General features: G+C 47.1%; 14 protein-coding genes. 8 read left to right on the top strand and 6 right to left on the bottom strand.

Features of this window, described 5'->3' with window-relative positions; translation table 11 throughout:
- The first annotated feature begins 16 nt into the window (after positions 1 to 16).
- A complete protein-coding gene (locus FD971_RS06080; protein WP_215333382.1) occupies positions 17 to 1,063 on the top strand; it encodes an alpha/beta fold hydrolase in 1,047 nt (348 codons plus the stop codon).
- Between the two features lie 31 nt (positions 1,064 to 1,094).
- Here FD971_RS06080 and FD971_RS06075 read toward each other — a convergent pair whose 3' ends face one another.
- The gene (locus FD971_RS06075; protein WP_215333381.1) at positions 1,095 to 1,868 is read right to left on the bottom strand and encodes an enoyl-CoA hydratase/isomerase family protein; all 774 of its coding nucleotides are present in this window, start codon (positions 1,866 to 1,868) and stop codon (positions 1,095 to 1,097) included.
- 75 nt (positions 1,869 to 1,943) lie between these two features.
- Here FD971_RS06075 and FD971_RS09985 point away from each other — a divergent pair, with 75 nt between their 5' ends.
- From FD971_RS09985 to FD971_RS06055, 5 genes are all read left to right on the top strand, one after another.
- On the top strand, positions 1,944 to 2,102 hold the full coding sequence (locus tag FD971_RS09985) for a DUF5993 family protein (protein WP_371743022.1): 159 nt from the start codon (positions 1,944 to 1,946) through the stop codon (positions 2,100 to 2,102).
- A gap of 6 nt (positions 2,103 to 2,108) precedes the next feature.
- Complete coding sequence (locus FD971_RS06070) at positions 2,109 to 2,672, top strand: disulfide bond formation protein B (protein WP_215333380.1); 564 nt, start codon at positions 2,109 to 2,111, stop codon at positions 2,670 to 2,672.
- Positions 2,673 to 2,690: 18 nt separating this feature from the next.
- Positions 2,691 to 3,689 (top strand): tripartite tricarboxylate transporter substrate binding protein, encoded by a 999-nt coding sequence (locus FD971_RS06065; protein WP_215333379.1) that lies wholly within the window; start codon positions 2,691 to 2,693, stop codon positions 3,687 to 3,689.
- A gap of 111 nt (positions 3,690 to 3,800) precedes the next feature.
- On the top strand, positions 3,801 to 4,295 hold the full coding sequence (locus FD971_RS06060) for a hypothetical protein (protein WP_251368592.1): 495 nt from the start codon (positions 3,801 to 3,803) through the stop codon (positions 4,293 to 4,295).
- 27 nt (positions 4,296 to 4,322) lie between these two features.
- Positions 4,323 to 4,844, top strand: coding sequence for a glycine zipper family protein (locus tag FD971_RS06055; RefSeq protein ID WP_215333378.1), 522 nt, complete (start codon positions 4,323 to 4,325; stop codon positions 4,842 to 4,844).
- Between the two features lie 25 nt (positions 4,845 to 4,869).
- Here the strand turns inward: FD971_RS06055 and FD971_RS06050 are convergent, their stop codons facing one another.
- The 5 genes from FD971_RS06050 to trxA form a co-directional block, all read right to left on the bottom strand.
- Positions 4,870 to 6,261: an MATE family efflux transporter gene (locus FD971_RS06050; RefSeq protein WP_215333377.1), complete on the bottom strand. Its 1,392-nt coding sequence runs from the start codon at positions 6,259 to 6,261 to the stop codon at positions 4,870 to 4,872.
- Between the two features lie 3 nt (positions 6,262 to 6,264).
- Positions 6,265 to 7,992 carry a glycosyltransferase family 39 protein gene (locus tag FD971_RS06045; RefSeq protein ID WP_215333376.1) on the bottom strand — a complete coding sequence of 576 codons (1,728 nt, stop codon included), beginning with the start codon at positions 7,990 to 7,992 and terminating at the stop codon, positions 6,265 to 6,267.
- A 104-nt stretch (positions 7,993 to 8,096) separates the two neighbouring features.
- Positions 8,097 to 8,441 (bottom strand): type B 50S ribosomal protein L31, encoded by a 345-nt coding sequence (locus FD971_RS06040; protein ID WP_015421284.1) that lies wholly within the window; start codon positions 8,439 to 8,441, stop codon positions 8,097 to 8,099.
- Positions 8,442 to 8,586: 145 nt separating this feature from the next.
- On the bottom strand, positions 8,587 to 9,849 hold the full coding sequence (gene rho / locus FD971_RS06035) for a transcription termination factor Rho (protein WP_015421283.1): 1,263 nt from the start codon (positions 9,847 to 9,849) through the stop codon (positions 8,587 to 8,589).
- A gap of 222 nt (positions 9,850 to 10,071) precedes the next feature.
- Positions 10,072 to 10,398 (bottom strand): thioredoxin TrxA, encoded by a 327-nt coding sequence (gene trxA / locus FD971_RS06030; RefSeq protein WP_062309025.1) that lies wholly within the window; start codon positions 10,396 to 10,398, stop codon positions 10,072 to 10,074.
- 141 nt (positions 10,399 to 10,539) lie between these two features.
- Between trxA and FD971_RS06025 the strand changes: the two genes are divergently transcribed.
- On the top strand, positions 10,540 to 13,524 hold the full coding sequence (locus tag FD971_RS06025; RefSeq protein ID WP_215333375.1) for a PD-(D/E)XK nuclease family protein: 2,985 nt from the start codon (positions 10,540 to 10,542) through the stop codon (positions 13,522 to 13,524).
- Complete coding sequence (locus FD971_RS06020; RefSeq protein ID WP_251368591.1) at positions 13,521 to 17,036, top strand: exodeoxyribonuclease V subunit beta; 3,516 nt, start codon at positions 13,521 to 13,523, stop codon at positions 17,034 to 17,036. Before FD971_RS06025 ends, FD971_RS06020 begins: the two co-directional genes overlap by 4 nt.
- The last annotated feature ends 9 nt before the right edge of the window (positions 17,037 to 17,045 follow it).

The raw sequence follows: 17,045 nt of genomic DNA, 5'->3' as shown, positions 1-17,045 counted from the left end.
AGACAAAGGAGTGGGTATGAGATTAAAGAGATTAGCAACATCCTTGATTATTTGCATCGGTGGTGCAGTGCTAACTGCCTGCACCTCAGTGGAACAAACTAAGGTTGAAACCCCAGCCCCTAGTCGCTATGCCAATGCAAGTCCTTTGGATCTGCGCTTGAGCACATGGCCTTACCCATACCCCACCAAGGAATTTAAAACTTCTCTGCAAGGTCAGCCCGCCAGTATGGTTTATATGGACGTACCTGCGGCAGTGAAGCAGAAGGGCGTTGTTGTTTTATTTCATGGGAAGAACTTTTCAAGCGATTACTGGGCGCCTACGATTAAAGGTTTAACTGCGGCAGGCTATCGAGTTATTGCCCCAGATCAAATTGGCTTTGGAAAATCCTCTAAGCCTGATGTTGCATATCACTTTGACGATCTCGCTCGCAATACACATGCTTTGCTGAAATCCCTAGGTGTGAGCAAGACTTCTGTGATCGCTAACTCGATGGGTGGCATGGTGGGCATCCGCTTTGCGCGCCTTTATCCACAAACTGTTCAGAAGCTTGTTTTAGAAAACCCATTAGGCCTTGAAGACTACAGTAAGGATATTCCGCCGCAAACCAATGACAATTTGCTGAAGTTGGAGATGGCGCAAACAGAAACTAGTTACCGTCGTTTCTTGCAGTCTTACTTCCCAGTATGGCAGCCGAGCTTTGAGCAGTTTGTTGAGGTCTATGTCCGAATTCAAAAAGGACCCGACTATCCAGCTTATGCCAAGACTTCTGTTTTAACTTATCAGATGATTGCTGAAAAGCTAGTGGTAGGTGATTTGCCTCAATTGAAGATGCCAGTATTGTTGGTGATTGGTCAAAAGGATAGAACGGTGTTTGGTCGTCGCTTTGCTCCACCTGAGGCAGTGAGGTCTTTGGGTAATTTCCCTGAGTTAGGTCGTAAAGCTGCTCAGACGATTCCAAATGCCAAGTTAGTTCCTTTGGATAATGTGGGCCACATTCCTCACATTGAAGTGCCAGATATTTTTGTTCAAACGGTAGTGGATTTCTTAAACTCAAAATCCTAAATCATTAGGTCATCGACCTGGTCACCGATGCTTATTTACCCAGCCACCTTGGTGAGCGTCCTTCAAGGAAGGCATTAACCCCTTCTTTGAAGTCGACGCTGTTGTAAGTCTCCCTCATGAGTTCGGTGCAATCCGGTAAATTACTTTCCATTAAACGCGCTAAGGTGACCTTACTGGCTTTTTGAGTAATTGGCGCTAAGGCTGCCAACTTGCTGGCCAACAATTCAGCTGCTCCTGTAATTTCTTCTGGGCTGGTAGTTTGATAGAGGTAGCCAGCATTCATTAATTCAGGTGCTTTAATCAGTTCTGCAGTGAGCAACATGCGCTTCACCATCGGCACCCCTAAATGATGGGCAATCCAAGAAAGATTGCTGGGGGATAAGCAATTACCCAAAGTCTTGGCGACTGGAATACCAAAGCGTGCATCCGTAGTTGCTATTCTGAAATCACATGCTGTGGCAATTAGTAAGCCACTGCCAACAGCCAAACCCTCAATCAGTGCAATCGTTGGAATGGGTAGGTGTTGCAAAGAATGAAAAATGGCATCCACTGCAACTTCGTAAGCCTCATCTTCTTGTAGATCAACAAATTGCTGAATGTCACTTCCAGATACAAATGCTTTATCACCAGCACCTCTAAAAATAGCCACCCTGATCTCTGGTCTGTTTGCTATGTCATCGCAAATGCGTTTGAGCTCTTCATACATCGGCCAGGTAAGAGCATTGCGTGCCGCAGGGTTGTTAAAGGTGATTCGGGCGATGGGTCCGTCGAGGTGGAGGTCGATGCAAGGCGGGGAGGAGTTCATGGATGCATTCTATACAAAAGACCCTTTGATGCGCTTGTTTTTAAGGCAAAGACCTACCTGCGATAGAATTCATTCATGTACATGTTTCTACCTTTTCTGACAGCCTTTATCGGCCTTGTCCTTGTTTGGTTTGAGAAGCGTATGGCAGGTTTAGTGCTACTTGCTATCACCGTCGGGATCCTGATGTTCTGGTTCCGTATTCACGCTACCAACCACCTCAATATCAGTCTGTGAGGCAATGTGAATAAACATTCCCTTCCTTCATTAGCAGGTCTTGGTCATCAACTCGCTCTAGCTGCCATTATTGGCATGCTGTCTTATGCCTTTGTAGATCAATTGTATTTTGGTGAGCTGCCTTGCCCGCTTTGCCTAATGCAACGCATGGGTTTTGTGATCATTGGTTTTGCGCTGGTGCTGAACATTCGTTGTGGGGCGCATTCTGCCCACTACGGTTGGGGCATCATCGGCGGATTGGTGGGCATGATGGTATCTCTGCGCCAAGTACTGCTTCATATCTTGCCGGGTGATACAGGATTCGGTACAACCTTTCTAGAGTTGCACTTTTACACTTGGGCTTTTGTTGGTTATCTTGGCTTGATTGCTGGCCTTGCTATTTTGTTGATGTTGCCTAATCGTGATGTGCGCTCACGCTCCTTATTTGCAAATACTTTGGTGCTTGTATTCATCTTTTTAGTCTTTGCTAACCTAGTCTCCACACTACTAGAGTGTGGCATTGGCCCTTGCGCTGATGATCCCGTTAAATATGATGGATTGATCTGGCTACGCAACCGTTTTGGTTTTTAAGATATCCGCAGTGATTTTATGAAGATCACTTCTCAAATGCTCAAGAGCTTAGCAATTCTGCTCACTCTATTTAGCTTTACTATTCCCGCTCAATCACAATCAGCAAAGTCGAATACTGTTTGGCCTAAGCAAGCAATTCGGATTGTGGTGACTTTTACTCCTGGTGGTGCGCCTGATATTTTGGCGCGCGTGCTCGCTGAAAGTTGGCAGCAAAGTTTAGGAGTGCCAGTTCTTGTTGAAAATCGTCCTGGCTACGGTGGCAACATTGGTGCTGATCTGGTAGCCAAGAGTGAACCCGATGGCTACACGCTTCTGATCGGTACAGTAGGTATCCATGCTATCAATGGCGCTCTTTATGAAAAGATGTCTTTTCATCCGATCAACGATTTCACGCCCATTAGTTTTTTGGCAAGCACTCCCAATGTCTTGGTCGTGAATAAGAAGTTGGGTGTGAATAATCTACATGAACTCATTGAGTTGGCTAAAGCCAAACCCAATGAACTCACGTTTGGCTCTTCGGGTGTCGGTACTTCCTTGCACATGTCGGGTGAGCTCTTTAAAGAAATGACTGGCGTGCAGATTCGGCATATTCCATACAAAGGCAGAGCGCAATCTTTGCCTGATTTGATTAGTGGTCGGATTTCAATGCTCTTTGATAATCTCTCTTCATCACTGTCTTTGATTAAAGGTGGAGAGGTGCAGGCTTTAGCAGTCACCACCTTAAAACGGTCGCCGGCAGCGCCAGAGATTCCGACAATGGCTGAGCAAGGTTTGCCTGGATTTGAGGCGCTATCGTGGTTCTCGCTCATGGCACCAGCCAATTTGTCCCCAGCTCTGCAAAAGCGCTTAAATGCCCTCACTAACCAAACTCTCAATCAAGCTGATGTCAAGAAGAATCTACTAGCTAGTGGCTTAGATCCCGCCCCAGGAAGTCCGCAAGAGCTATCCAGGTTGATCCAGTCTGAGAGCAATAAATGGGGTAGAGTGGTTTATAAATCAGGCGCAAAATTAGAGTAGTCAGCCATTTCTGTAAAGTAATAAATATTCATATAAATAGCCAATTCTTGTCAGCTTGGATTTGTGTGAAGCGTTAAGGTATTAGGAGGCGACCAATTAATGGGGTCCACTATGAAAACAAGCCATCGGCAATTTAAATCTAGTCTTTCCAAAGTAGTTCTGAGTCTTCTGGCTGCAGCAGGCATCCTTGCTCTTGCTCCAGCAAGGGCGCAAGCAGGTAATGTTGCTTGGGCTGTCTCCGTTGGCGGTGGTTACGGCGGTGGCTATGGTGGCGGTTGGCGCCCAGCAGCTTATGGCCCAGGATGGGGTGGCGGTGGCTGGGGTCCAGGCTGGCGGGGCGGATATTACGGTCCCGGTTATGGCTATCCTTATGCTGCTGGTTACTATGCCCCACCCGTTGTTTACGCGAGCCCCCCGGTAGTTACTTACGCGCCACCACAGCAACCTTTAGTTTTGGCCTCTCAACCCCAAGCTCCGGTTTGGTATTACTGTGAAGCGAGTGGACAATACTTTCCTTACGTGCAAAGTTGCACATCTGGTTGGCAGACTCGGGCAGCAATGCCACCATCCGGCAATGCGTCTACAAAACAGCGCATTCAAAATTAAGAACATCACCTGATTTAAGGAATCAATATGAAACGTGCTGTACTCACTTTAGCTATCATCAGCTCTTTAGCTGCTTGCGTCTCTGCGCCAACAGGTCCAACAATCGCGATCATGCCGCGTGAAGGCAAGCCTTTTGAAGTGTTTCAGCAGGACGATCAACAGTGTCGTGAGTTTGCTGCAAACGCGATTAAAGATACTAGTAATGCAGCTCTTAAAGAAGGCGCTACTAGTGCAGCTATCGGCGCTGCTTTAGGTGCAGCTGCTGGAGCAGTCATTCAGGGTGGAAGTAGTCAGAATATCGGTACTGGCGCAGGTATTGGCCTGCTCGGTGGTGCCGCCATGGGCGCCATGAATTCCTCTGGCAAACAAAATCAGGCGCAAGTTCAATACAACATCGCTTATCAGCAGTGCATGTATTCCAAAGGCAATCAGGTGCCTAGCTTACCAACCCAAAGCTTCAATGGTAGTGCACCAAGTAGCGGAAACGGATACAACATTCCGCAAGGCAAACCCTCGATGCCGCCAAGTGGTTTCAAGCCCATTCAGTAAATCACATTACTAAATTTAGTCTCGCTTACACCTCGACCGGCGGATGCGTTTTCTCAAAGCGCGCCGCCGTTCTTCTGAAGAGGTAGAGCAATAGCATTGCCGCTAAAGCCAAACTCATACTGTTGCCAGCCCAAAACCCATTGGCTCCTTGTAAAAATTCTGGTGTATTACCAAAGACATTAAAGCCCATCAAGTAGCCACCACCTAAGCCAACGCCCCATAAGGAACCCGCGTAAATGACCATCGGCCAAAAAGCGATGCGATAGGCTCGCAAAATAAATGCGGCAGTAATCTGCAGGGCATCGAAGACTTGGTAAAAGGCAATAAATAAAAAGAGCGGGATAGAAAATGCTTTTACCTCTTCTGGTGGATCGTATAGATCTAGAAGCACTGTTCTAAAAATCCATACCGCCACACCAATGGCAACGCATAGGCTAGTGGTGAAGAAAACCGATGACCAACCAATTTCTTCTGCACGCTCTTGTTTATCGGCGCCAATAGATTGAGACACCAAAGTCATCGTCGCAATCGATAGAGACAAGGGCACCATATAAATCACGGTTCCCATATTGGCCACAATTTGATGACCAGCTAAAGCGGTAGTGCCTAAGCGCGCAATAAATAGCGACATAAAGGTGAAGGACGTTACTTCAATCAAATAGCTAAAGCCAATAGGCGCACCCAATTTCAAGAGCGTCCAGATCCGATGCCAATCTGGCCAGCTAAAGTGGGCAAAAATCTTAAAAGGTCTGTAAAAGCCATCAAAGAGCACAAAGCCCAGAGTGATGATGAGCCAAAACCAATTGATGATGACCGTAGCTACTGCGCAACCTGGCCCACCCATGCCTTCAATACCAAGACCGCCATAAATAAATAAAAGATTGAGTGGTAGTTTCAAGCCCAAACCAATGAGCTGCACCACAGTAATCACTGCCGGTCTAGAGACGGCGTTATGCAATGCCATCAGTACACGCATTGCCATGCTGGCAGGTAAACCAATGGCAAGGATATTGAGATAAAGCTTAGCCTTGCCCTCAATATCCGGTGTGACTTGAGAGATTTGCAGGAGATGATCCGCATTGAGCAAAATGGCGCCGCCTAATACGGTAAGTCCCACTGCTAACCAAGTAGCTTGACGCACCTCTTCACCAATCTCGCCAAAACGTTTTGCGCCAAAGAGTTGTCCCGCTATTGGCGCAAGAGCAGAGATTACACCGGTGAGGCCAACATAGATGCTAATAAAGATGGCAGACGCCATCGCAAGGGCAGCTAAATCATCTGCGGAGTAGCGCGCTGTCATGGCGGTATCTAAAACGCCAAAGGTAATGACTGCAAGCTGACCAATGAGTAGGGGTCCAGCGAGTTTTAATAGGGAAGGAACATCCTCGCGCAAACGCGATAATTTAAAGTGCAACACGTTTTATTCTTTACCGGCAGGGGTAATTTGATAGAGGCGTAGACGCTCATCTCGGTCAGATGCGCGGCGGTCTTCCCAAAGTAATTCAATTTTCTTTTTATTGAGGCTAGCGTATGCCTTAGCCTCTAAGGAGCTGTGAGTCAGCATGAGATTGCAACTGGGATCATCACGCAAAGGAAGTTTGGTGAAGTAACTAAACGAAGCTAACTGTGCAGGACCTAGATTGCTAGTATCAATACATCCTGGCGTGTTGGCAATAATTTGCACCAGACGATCGGACACATAGCGATAGGTTTTTGCGTAATTAATCGTTGGTAACCAAAGGGTCATTAACAAGACCCACATCAATGTAGTGCCAGAAGCCGAGATAATCAGGCAACGCCAGATTTCTTTTGGAGCACGAGAAGTTCTCCAACGCACAATCGCCAACCACACGCCAGTAATGAGAAGGGCAACCACAAAACCAATGTAGTCAAACTGAGCCTGAAAGCCTGGTAAGAGTCGCGCTAAATTCGCAGCAGTCGATTCTGGATAGCCAGTTACTTTAGCTAACCAGATAATCCAAATAGCCAAGGCGATCATGGTGAAGCTAAACATAGCAAACCAATCGATGAAGCTAATAAGGCTACGTTTAAGGATCGGTAGGCTAAATGCGGCAATGATCGACAAACTGGGAATCAAAATGATGAGGTCATGCTCATTGGCTTCTAGTCTGAACAGAACATAAGTCAAGCAACCAATAAATAAACTGAGCGGAATGCAAAGATGTGGTGCGCGCCATTGACCCGCTTCTTTGACTCGACCCCAGTGGGCAAGAGAGATGATAGCTAAGGGCCACACTGGCCAGGCATAGGCCCAAAAGTTCACACTCAAAAATCCGAGGGATTCAATAGAGGGCGTTGCACGCATCTCCGGCATATTGCGCCAGCCTTCTTCGGCGATGTGACGCCACTCTGGAGTGATGTTACCCAGATACCAAAGCGCAGGCCAAATTGCAAAACCAATTAGACCTAAGGCCGTGCTGCTTAAAGTCCAGCGAAAACGCAGTTTTGCATTGCTTGCAATGACGGCAATGATGGTGGAGATCACGATGATGAGGCTTAGCGTGAGATTGCTCGAGAGCGCAACGAGTGCAATGCCTAGGCCAGTCCACAGGCCACCTTGCCAAGGTTTGTCTAAACCGCGCACTGTGCCATACAAGACAATACTGATACCCATCAGTTGCGCCATCATTGGCGTAGTCTCATGCGCACGCTGTGCAAGACCAACGCATGCCAAGAAAATCAATAGTGCGCCATCAGCCAAAGTCATGCCATAGTTTTTGCGGCCAGGCTGACCACCAACAGCCAAGACCATGGGCTGTACTTCTTGGCGACGTCCTAATAGATAAGTTGCGTACCAAATCGCTAACGCAGAAGCAAAGAAGCAAACAGCTGCATATAGACGTGCGGCATTGGCCATGCCAATCACAGGACCAAAGAGATCCATGAGGGTGGCGCCTAGCCAGTAAGGAAAGGGTGCGCCAAGAGAAATATCGCGTCCTGCAAGATGCGGAACAATCCAGTCGAGTGCATTGCTATTCTGCAAGGCCCACATGCCACCAAATCCAATGGCGTCCTCATTCTTCCAAGGATCGCGCGCAAAAAGACCGGCAAAACCATAGACCAAGGTCAACGCAAAAATAATGATGCGTGGAATGGAGGTGGTGGCAGCGGCGGTGAGTTTGACCATAGAAAACTAGCAATAAAAAAGGCAGCAAACGCTGCCTTGATTATCTCGCAGGGGAGGGTGAATACTGAATATCCAAACCCCAGCCCCTTTGTTGAGTAAGCCTATTACTTCTTCTTAGCTGGCTTTTCAGCAGCTTTAGCTTCAGCAGCAGCAGCTTTTTTCTCAGCTGTTTTTGCAGCGCCATCACCGGTAGCTTTAGCAACAGCTTTAGTACCGAATTTCTGACGGAATTTCTCAACACGACCGGCAGTATCCATAATCTTCTGGGTACCAGTGTAGAAAGGGTGTGACTCAGATGAAGTCTCGATCTTGGCCAAGGGATATTCATTGCCATCTTCCCACTTGATTGTCTCTTTAGTAGACATAGTGGAGCGAGTCTTGAAGCTGAAGTTATTAGAAACGTCTACAAAGACGATTTCACGATATTCGGGGTGAATGCCAGGTTTCATTATTAAGTCCTATTAGCAGGCAGCCGTTTAAGTCCAAAGACCTAAATACTTACCCAGTTAAATGCAAATTATTAAAGCGGTAAAGGCGAAATTATGCCATGAAATCAACAACAAAGCGCACTTTTACCGCCTCTGAGAGGCTAAATTAGCCACCCTTACGCATTAAATCGAAGAATTCACCATTATTTTTGGTGGATTTGAGCTTATCAACGATAAAGTTCATCGCCTCGATATCGTCCATATCGGCCAATAATTTACGCAATACCCAGATTTTCTGGAGGTTTTCAGCCTTAACCAGCAACTCTTCACGGCGCGTACCGGACTTGTTAAGGTTGATTGATGGGTAAACACGGCGCTCAGCCAAACGACGCTCAAGGTGCACTTCCATATTGCCGGTACCTTTGAACTCTTCGTAGATCAGGTCATCCATACGGCTACCGGTTTCAATCAAGGCAGTTGCGATGATGGTGAGTGAACCGCCTTCTTCAACGTTACGCGCTGCTCCGAAGAAACGCTTTGGACGTTGCAATGCATTGGCATCCACACCACCAGAAAGCACTTTTCCAGATGAAGGAATCACAGTGTTGTAGGCACGAGCAAGGCGGGTAATCGAATCAAGCAGGATGATGACGTCTTTTTTCATCTCCACCAAGCGTTTGGCTTTCTCAATCACCATCTCAGCAACTTGTACGTGACGCACTGCTGGCTCATCAAAGGTTGAGGCAACCACTTCACCACGAACAGAGCGCTGCATTTCAGTAACTTCTTCAGGGCGCTCATCTACTAACAATACGATCAAGATGGCATCTGGATTGTTCGCAGAAATCGCATGGGCGATGTGCTGCATCATCACCGTCTTACCAGACTTAGGTGAAGACACGATCAAGCCACGCTGGCCATAGCCAATCGGGGAGATCATGTCGATGATGCGGCCAGTTAAATTCTCTTCAGCCTTGATATCACGCTCTAATTGAACAACGCGATTTGGGTGCAAAGGCGTTAAGTTCTCGAACATGATGCGGTTCTTCAAGGCCTCTGGAGGCAAACCGTTGATCTTGTCTACTTTGACTAAAGCAAAGTAACGCTCACCATCCTTAGGGGTGCGAACCTCGCCTTCAACGCTGTCACCCGTATGCAGGTTAAAGCGGCGGATCTGAGCAGGAGAGATATAGATATCGTCCGGTGAAGCCATATAAGAGGCATCTGGGGAGCGTAAGAAACCAAAGCCATCAGGCAATACTTCCAAAGTACCGTCACCGAAAACAGATTCACCTTCTTTAGCGCGCTTCTTGAGGATGGCAAACATCAACTCTTGTTTGCGCATACGTTGCGTATTTTCAATCTCCAGGCTAGCTGCCATTTCAAGCAGGGCGGATACGTGGAGTACTTTGAGTTCAGATAATTGCATGTGGTTCTCGGGTGTAGATAAGGATGTAAATGTGTTTTGGGGTATCGCTGTCTAGATGGACATCAGACAGATTGGAAAAACAGAATTTTGGGGAGTTTGCTAAAAAGAAGGGGAGGGAAAATTGCTAGAAAACGGGGCACTGAAAGTGCGATGAATTAGATACTACACTAAAAACAGCTAAAAACCACAGGCTCACCCAGTGAACCTGTGACCTGGGACTATTTACAGATGACTATCAATAAATGCAGTCAACTGAGATTTGGCCAAAGCGCCTACTTTTTGAGCAGCAACAGTGCCGTTCTTAAAGAGAATCAAAGTAGGGATGCCACGAATATTGAACTGGGCAGGAACGCCTTGGTTCTCATCCACGTTCATCTTCGCGATTTGGATCTTGTCGCCATACTCACCAGCCAGCTCTTCAAGGATAGGGCCGATCATCTTGCAAGGACCACACCACTCAGCCCAGAAGTCCAAAAGAACAGGTTTATCGGACTTGAGAACGTCTTGCTCGAAAGAAGCGTCAGTTACATATTTGATGCCGGCACTCATGAAAATTCCTTAATTAGTCTTATTTAGTTTTATTTAGTTATTGCACTACAACGCTTATATTAGCAATAAGCCACACTTTCTGCCCAAATTCTAAAAAATGCTCACAAACTAGCCCTAAAGCCAGCTCCAGAACTACTATCCATGCCGCACCCATTTCCACTCCTAAACGAGCAAAAGCAGCCACATGCTTGGGCAATTGCGCCCAATGCGGGTGCCCTGAACTTGCTCGCTGAGGGTATTTGGAATTGTGCGGTGCAAACCAATCAACGCCCATTAGTCGTGCTCAGTACTGCAGGCCCACTAATGGGGGTGAGAGCTGCATTAGAAAAGTATCGACCTAAAGATCTGCCAAGCCACATTGCATTCTTACCCCAGGTGATGAGTTTTAACGATTGGCTAGAAGCAGCACCAGGTGCATGGAAGTTCCCCAAGAAACAATCCGATCTCGAGCGTTGGTTATCTGTATACGCAACACTCCGTAAACATAAGCAGTTGCAAGCCTGGTTTAAAGCGGAAACTGAGGCAGGATCTTGGGGATTGGCACAAGCCATTATTGCCGCCTGCGATACCCTGTCTAATTCAATAGCTCCCAGTCTTCAGCAAGAACTACGCAAGCTGATCACAAATCAAGAAGAGCCCATCACCCAAAATACGGAATCTTGGATCGAGACTCTTGAACCATTCTTGGATCGCACTATTGGTCAGGCATATCCAGCCCTCGCTAGAAAAGTAGTGGATCAAGAAGCGCAAGTGCTGCTGACTTTCTGGCGATATATCACTAGCCCAAGTGATCCGGCCTTCAGAAAACAATTTGCCATGGCTGCCCATCTTGAGGCTGCCAAGAAAATTGCACAAGCAAATGTCAGGCCATTAATTTGGGTAGAAACAGCAGACCCAACTCCAATTGATAAGCAGCTGATTCAAGGGTATTTAACGGACTATGCGCAGTTCGCTCCCGCAGTTGAAGTGACAATGAACTGGGAGTCTGTCGCACTCTGGGCGGAAGCATTAGGTCCCCAGATGCCTGAAGCGCAAAAGCTGCAAGCTATCCAAACCAATCTTCATAATGCGCACTCAGCAGATTGGCATCTGATTGCTGCTAAGCGGTTTGAGGAGTTGGCATGGGCAACAGCGAAAACAATTGAACAACAGTTAATAGACGGCAAAACGAATATCGCTCTGGTGGCGCAAGATCGTCTGGTTGCCAGAAGGGCGCGGGCATTATTGGCGCGCCTTGGACCATCTCTCAAAATTCAAGATGAAACTGGTTGGAAGTTATCCACCACTAGAGCGGCAGCAGCGCTCAATAGTTGGCTTGAGTTATTGCGTGCACCACCTGAAGGTCCGAGTGCAGCGGACCTATTGGAGTTTTTACAAAATCCATTCTTAGATCTTGGTAAGTGTCTTAACGCGAACAGTACGCGTGATGCGGAGTCCTTAAATGGATTGGTGGCCCAGCTCGAGGATATTTTGATTGCTAGCCAAGCTAAATCCGGTTGGGAAACTTTTCATATGGCGATTGAGGGATCAGTCTCCCATGGTTCAGTTGCGCCCAATCCACTTCTACTAGAACTCCTGCAATCTATTCGTGGTCGACTCAATCGCTGGCGCGGAGTCAAGATTAATTGCGCTCTTGCGCATCAGTATCTGATAGATGATCTGATCCAAATAGGAATGACGCAGGGTTTAGAAAAAGATTCTGCTGGCAAGCAATTGCTTGAGCTTTTGGAAACATTTGATTTTGATGTAGAGCATCAGCAAATTGCGATGCGCTTAAATGAATGGCTGAGCTTATTAAAGACGGTGATTGAAGAGTCCTCTTATGAAGAGATGGGTGTCAGTGCAGCAGCTACCCTCAGCATCTTGCCTCTGAGCTCTACTCGTTTTAGAGAATTTGAAGCTATTGTGATGGTAGGCTGTGACGAACAGCAGCTACCTGCATTCTCAGAGCCGCCATTATTTTTCTCTGATGCTTTAAATCGACTCTTAGGTGGATCTAGCATTGAGGCGCAATTTGTTCAACAGGCACGAGATTTATCTCAATTACTCACCTCATTTTCGAGTGTCGATCTTCTTTGGCAAAGTAAGAGCAAGAGTGGGGAGCCCTTAAGAGCATCTGCTTGGATTCAGAGACTCCAAATGGATTTGCCCAATTGGCAGGCACAAAATGCCAGCGCCTTATTTGCACCTCGTAGTGGTGCGGCAATCCCATCACAAATGGCAATTGCAAAAATAGATTCAGATTTGCCCATGCCAGTTTCGATGAGCCCAAGTGCTTATAAAGCATTGCGTGACTGTCCATATAAATATTACGTACGTAGCCTATTAGGCTTACGTAAGCTCAAAGGCTTTGAAGAAGGTTTTGATGCTTCTCTTGCTGGTCAAACGCTGCATAAGATCTTGCGTAATTTTTATCACGCAATGAAAAGTGAGGCGCAAAAATCCTCCTCACCAATGACTGCTGATTTAGAGCTGCGTCGCGCCTGGATGCAAGATCAACTCACACTGATTTCTGAACAAGTCTTTAAACGTTTGATTGAGGGTGATGCTAGGGTCTTGGGCGTCTTAAGAGACTGGCAAAAACAAATTCCGAGTTTTATTCATTGGCAGTTAGAGCGTGAGGCCCAAGGTTGGCAGTTTCATGACGCTGAAGTTAAAGTGGGCTTTGATCTTCCATTTACCGATGTCGATGGCAATGAGCGCCATATTCGGATTGAGGGTTATGCAGACCGTTTTGATGTCAGTATTCATGATTCCAAAGCCGCATCTGTTATTGACTATAAAAACCAAAATCTCACTAAGGTCGAGTGGCGCTCTGAGGCTGTATTGGACGATCCACAATTACTAATCTATGCCAGAGCTTCGAATGAGAGCAAGAAGATCTCTGGGCGCGAAGTCAATGCGGCCGAGTGGGTGGCTTTAAAAGCCGATGTGAAGAAAGAGGGTGATGAAGCTGCGCGCACCGTTGCCATTGAAGCAATGCCAGAACTCATGCAAGAATTTTCTGAGCAAATGACTGAGGATGTGCAATCACTCTGGTCTGGCAAACCTCTTAAGGCATTTGCGCCCGATAGCGTTTGCCAGTATTGCGAAGCCAGAGGCATTTGCAGAAAGGGGATGTGGTGAGCAACACTACTTTCCCAGTCAATATTGCTTGCGATCCAAGTCGCTCGGTCATTGTCTCTGCATGCGCGGGTAGCGGTAAGACTTGGTTGCTAGTTACCCGTATGGCACGTCTCCTGTTAGCAGGCGCAAAACCTCAAGAAATCCTTGCCCTTACTTTCACCAGAAAAGCAGCGCAAGAGATGCGTGATCGCCTCTATCGCCTGCTAGAGGAATTTTCACAATCGAGCGATGAGCAACTCATTCAACATTTAACTGATCGTGGGCTGAGCGCAGAAGAGGCAAAGTCATTGCTACCAACAGCCAAGTCTCTTTATGCGAAAGTTCTGGCAAGTCCACAAGGCATTGTGATTGACACATTCCATGGATGGTTTGGAAGGCTCTTAGGTGCAGCGCCAATTTCAACAGGCATACAGCCTGGCTTTAGCTTACGAGAAGATGCAAAGCGTTTGCAGGAAGAGTGCTTGGATGATTGGTGGGGAAATTTGCCCGAAGGGATTCAAGCGCATTACGACACCTTACTAAAGACGCTGGGTGCAAGTGAGACGCAAAAATTCTTAATGAGTAATTACAGTCTCTTTAAACAAAGAGGTGCTTGGACATTCTTCTCACAAGCCTGTAAAGCTCATGGCAGTACTCCTATTGAGAAACTCAAAGCAGATCTACCTAGGCTGAAAATTGACAACCCGCTTAATGGAATTTGGAATGCCATTCATGCCAAAGCAGATTTAGAGTTTTTGCATCGCTGCTTTAGTAATAGTAGTGCTACTGAAATGACCTATGCGCCCATGATTCAAGCTGCCATCAATCTCAAATCTAGCGGCGGTGATGTGATGGAGATCGCACCTGTATTGCAGTCAGTATTTTTGACTCAAGACGATACCAATCGCACCTCGAATGATAAGGCCGCCGGCGATCTCAAAAAATACCTCAAAAAAGAGGGCGAGCTAGATCGTGAGCAGGAGCATGTAACTTATAAGCAAGCTTGGGCAACGGCCTTCTTAGAATTTGTTGCCTGGAACAAAGAGCTAGAAGCCTTTGCGCTAAATGAAGCTTGGTTTGCAATGAGCTCTGCAATGATGGACCACGTTCAAATCACCAAAGAGTCTATGCGTGTCCGTGACTTTGACGATCTGGAGATTGGTGTCAGTCAATTAATGGCGGACTCAGCTAATGCAGCCTATTTGCAGTCTCGATTAGATGCCAAGTACAGGCATATTTTGGTGGATGAGTTCCAAGATACCAATCCCTTGCAATGGCAGATTCTGCGCGCATGGCTAGAAGGCTACGGTCAGGATGAATCAAGGCCGACTGTCTTTATCGTAGGCGATCCTAAGCAATCAATTTATCGATTCCGTCGCGCCGATCCGAGATTATTTAATGATGCGCAGGCTTTCTTGGTAAAGGAAATGAACGCAGCCTCATTAAATCAAAATACGACCCGCCGTAACGCGCCGAAAATTAATGAAGCAGTCAATCAAATCTTTCGCATTGAGCAATTACCCGAGTCCTATCCGTTTACTCAACAAAAGACGTTATGGAAAGCGCCAGCAGGAGTTACTACAGATACGCCATATTCAAACGAGGGCGAAGCCTATTTATTGCCTCTTGTGAAATACGAGGCTGAAGAGTTAGAGCAAAGGGCAGGCAATGCGTTTGAGGAGGCGATTGTAGATGCGCGACAAACTGCCGACGTTACGCAGCGCTACGTTGAAGGGCAGCAGGTCAGCGCATTGATACAGCACCTTATTCAGACACGTCCTGTAGTGGATCACGTCAATGGCAAAGAGGTCTGGCGCAAGGCTAGAGAGAGTGATTTCCTATTACTAGTTAAACGTCGCAAATATCTTCCGCAATTTGAGCGTGCACTACGTGAGGCAGGTTTAGCGTTCGAGAGCTCAAGGCTCGGTGGGTTGCTCAACACTCTAGAGATTGATGACTTAATTGCGCTCCTAACGGTCTTGGTAACGCCGCGTCATGATTTGCCGCTTGCCCAAGTATTGAGAAGCCCTATTTTTGCATTTACCGAAAGCCAAATGCAGTCTCTCGCGAAGGTAATGGCCTTAAATCAATATCGTTCTTGGTGGGATGCTTTACAAGATAGCCCAGATGCAGGCTTGATGCAGGCGGCGCGTTATCTAGAGCACTGGCGTCTGCTAGGTGAGCGCCTGCCAGTTCATGACTTGCTCGACCGCATCTATCAAGAAAGTGATTTACGTATCAAGTATGCAGGCGCCGCTCAAGAGATTGCGCGGGCGCAGGTCTTGGCAAATCTTGATGCCTTCCTCGAATTAGCGCTCAATCAGGATGGCGGCCGTTACCCAAGCCTAGGCCGCTTTATTGAAGAGATCAATACCATTCGTCGTGGCGATGATGATGAAACCCCAGATGAGGGTGATGTTGAAGCAGATGCTGATCTCGTAGAGCTCGATGAAGAGAGCGAGCTATCTGAGGAAGATAAAAACAAGCGCGTGCGCATGATGACGATTCATGGGGCAAAGGGTTTGGAGTCTCCATTCGTGATCATGCTCGATGCCAACCACACTGAAGGTAAGGCAGATCATCGCGGTGTCTTATTAGACTGGCCGCCTGAGAGCGAGAGTCCAAGTCATTTGTCGATGTATACCTCAGCCACCTTAACTAATCCTCGTAGTGAAGTGCGTGAACGCGAGTTACTCATTGGTAAGAATGAGAACTGGAATCTGCTCTACGTTGCAATGACCAGAGCAAAGCAGGGCCTTTGGATTAGCGGTGTGGCAAAGGCACCTACTGCAAAAAATCCTATAGGTTTAGATGAGAAGTCTTGGTATGGCAGGGCGACGGTGGGTCAGTTAGCTATTTTGGAAGATCAACCTGTAGCGTCAATTAGCAAAAATAGTAAAGCACAGGCGCCAAGCAGTCAGAAGACAAATAATCCAACGGATTTCTTGATGGATGACTTTGAGGTTTCCTGGGATGCGGCTAAAGCCAGTCATGAGCAGCAGCTAAAAGATATCGAAAGTGGCGTAACCCTGGAAGTATTCCAGGATGAGTCTGGCGCACCAGATAACTCAAAAATATTGGAAGAGGGCGTGCACTTCCATCGTCTGCTAGAGCATCTCACTCTTCAAACTGGGGGAACGAGCCCAGAACGGATGAGTGCGGATCAAATTGCTCGCTGGCTTGGTATTGATGAAGAGCTGGCAAGCAAAGCGCTAGATCAAGCGAACACCGTTCTCACTTCTAAAGAGCTCCGGTCATACCTTACAGATAATCAGTGGGTGCAGGCTTGGAATGAGATTGATGTTGTTAGTTTGGATGCCAGAAGCTTTCGCCTAGATCGCCTAGTAGAGTTTGAGGACCACTTAGCCATTTTGGATTACAAGCTCACCATTCCGGAGGTGGGTAGTGAGGCCCAAGACAAGTACCGCGCACAGCTAAATAACTACAAACAAGAGCTGGGCAGAATTCGTCCAGATAAGCCAGCTAAGGCCTATTTAATCTCCTCTAAGGGTGAGATCGCTGAGATAGCTTAATTCCCAGCC

It is taken from the genome of Polynucleobacter sp. AP-Ainpum-60-G11 (genome assembly GCF_018688375.1).
In the GTDB taxonomy this organism is placed as follows: Bacteria; Pseudomonadota; Gammaproteobacteria; order Burkholderiales; family Burkholderiaceae; genus Polynucleobacter.
The sequence above is the reverse complement of the archived record's forward strand: the minus strand, read 5'-3'. Positions and strand labels throughout refer to the sequence as shown.

Excerpts from the sequence above, each read along its gene's own strand:
- FD971_RS06080 (WP_215333382.1), top strand. The coding sequence starts at position 17 with ATGAGATTAAAGAGATTAGCAACATCCTTGATTATTTGCATCGGTGGT.
- FD971_RS06075 (WP_215333381.1), bottom strand. The coding sequence starts at position 1,868 with ATGAACTCCTCCCCGCCTTGCATCGACCTCCACCTCGACGGACCCATC.
- FD971_RS09985 (WP_371743022.1), top strand. The coding sequence starts at position 1,944 with ATGTACATGTTTCTACCTTTTCTGACAGCCTTTATCGGCCTTGTCCTT.
- FD971_RS06065 (WP_215333379.1), top strand. The coding sequence starts at position 2,691 with ATGAAGATCACTTCTCAAATGCTCAAGAGCTTAGCAATTCTGCTCACT.
- FD971_RS06060 (WP_251368592.1), top strand. The coding sequence starts at position 3,801 with ATGAAAACAAGCCATCGGCAATTTAAATCTAGTCTTTCCAAAGTAGTT.
- FD971_RS06055 (WP_215333378.1), top strand. The coding sequence starts at position 4,323 with ATGAAACGTGCTGTACTCACTTTAGCTATCATCAGCTCTTTAGCTGCT.
- FD971_RS06045 (WP_215333376.1), bottom strand. The coding sequence starts at position 7,992 with ATGGTCAAACTCACCGCCGCTGCCACCACCTCCATTCCACGCATCATT.
- FD971_RS06040 (WP_015421284.1), bottom strand. The coding sequence starts at position 8,441 with ATGAAACCTGGCATTCACCCCGAATATCGTGAAATCGTCTTTGTAGAC.
- rho (WP_015421283.1), bottom strand. The coding sequence starts at position 9,849 with ATGCAATTATCTGAACTCAAAGTACTCCACGTATCCGCCCTGCTTGAA.
- trxA (WP_062309025.1), bottom strand. The coding sequence starts at position 10,398 with ATGAGTGCCGGCATCAAATATGTAACTGACGCTTCTTTCGAGCAAGAC.
- FD971_RS06025 (WP_215333375.1), top strand. The coding sequence starts at position 10,540 with ATGCCGCACCCATTTCCACTCCTAAACGAGCAAAAGCAGCCACATGCT.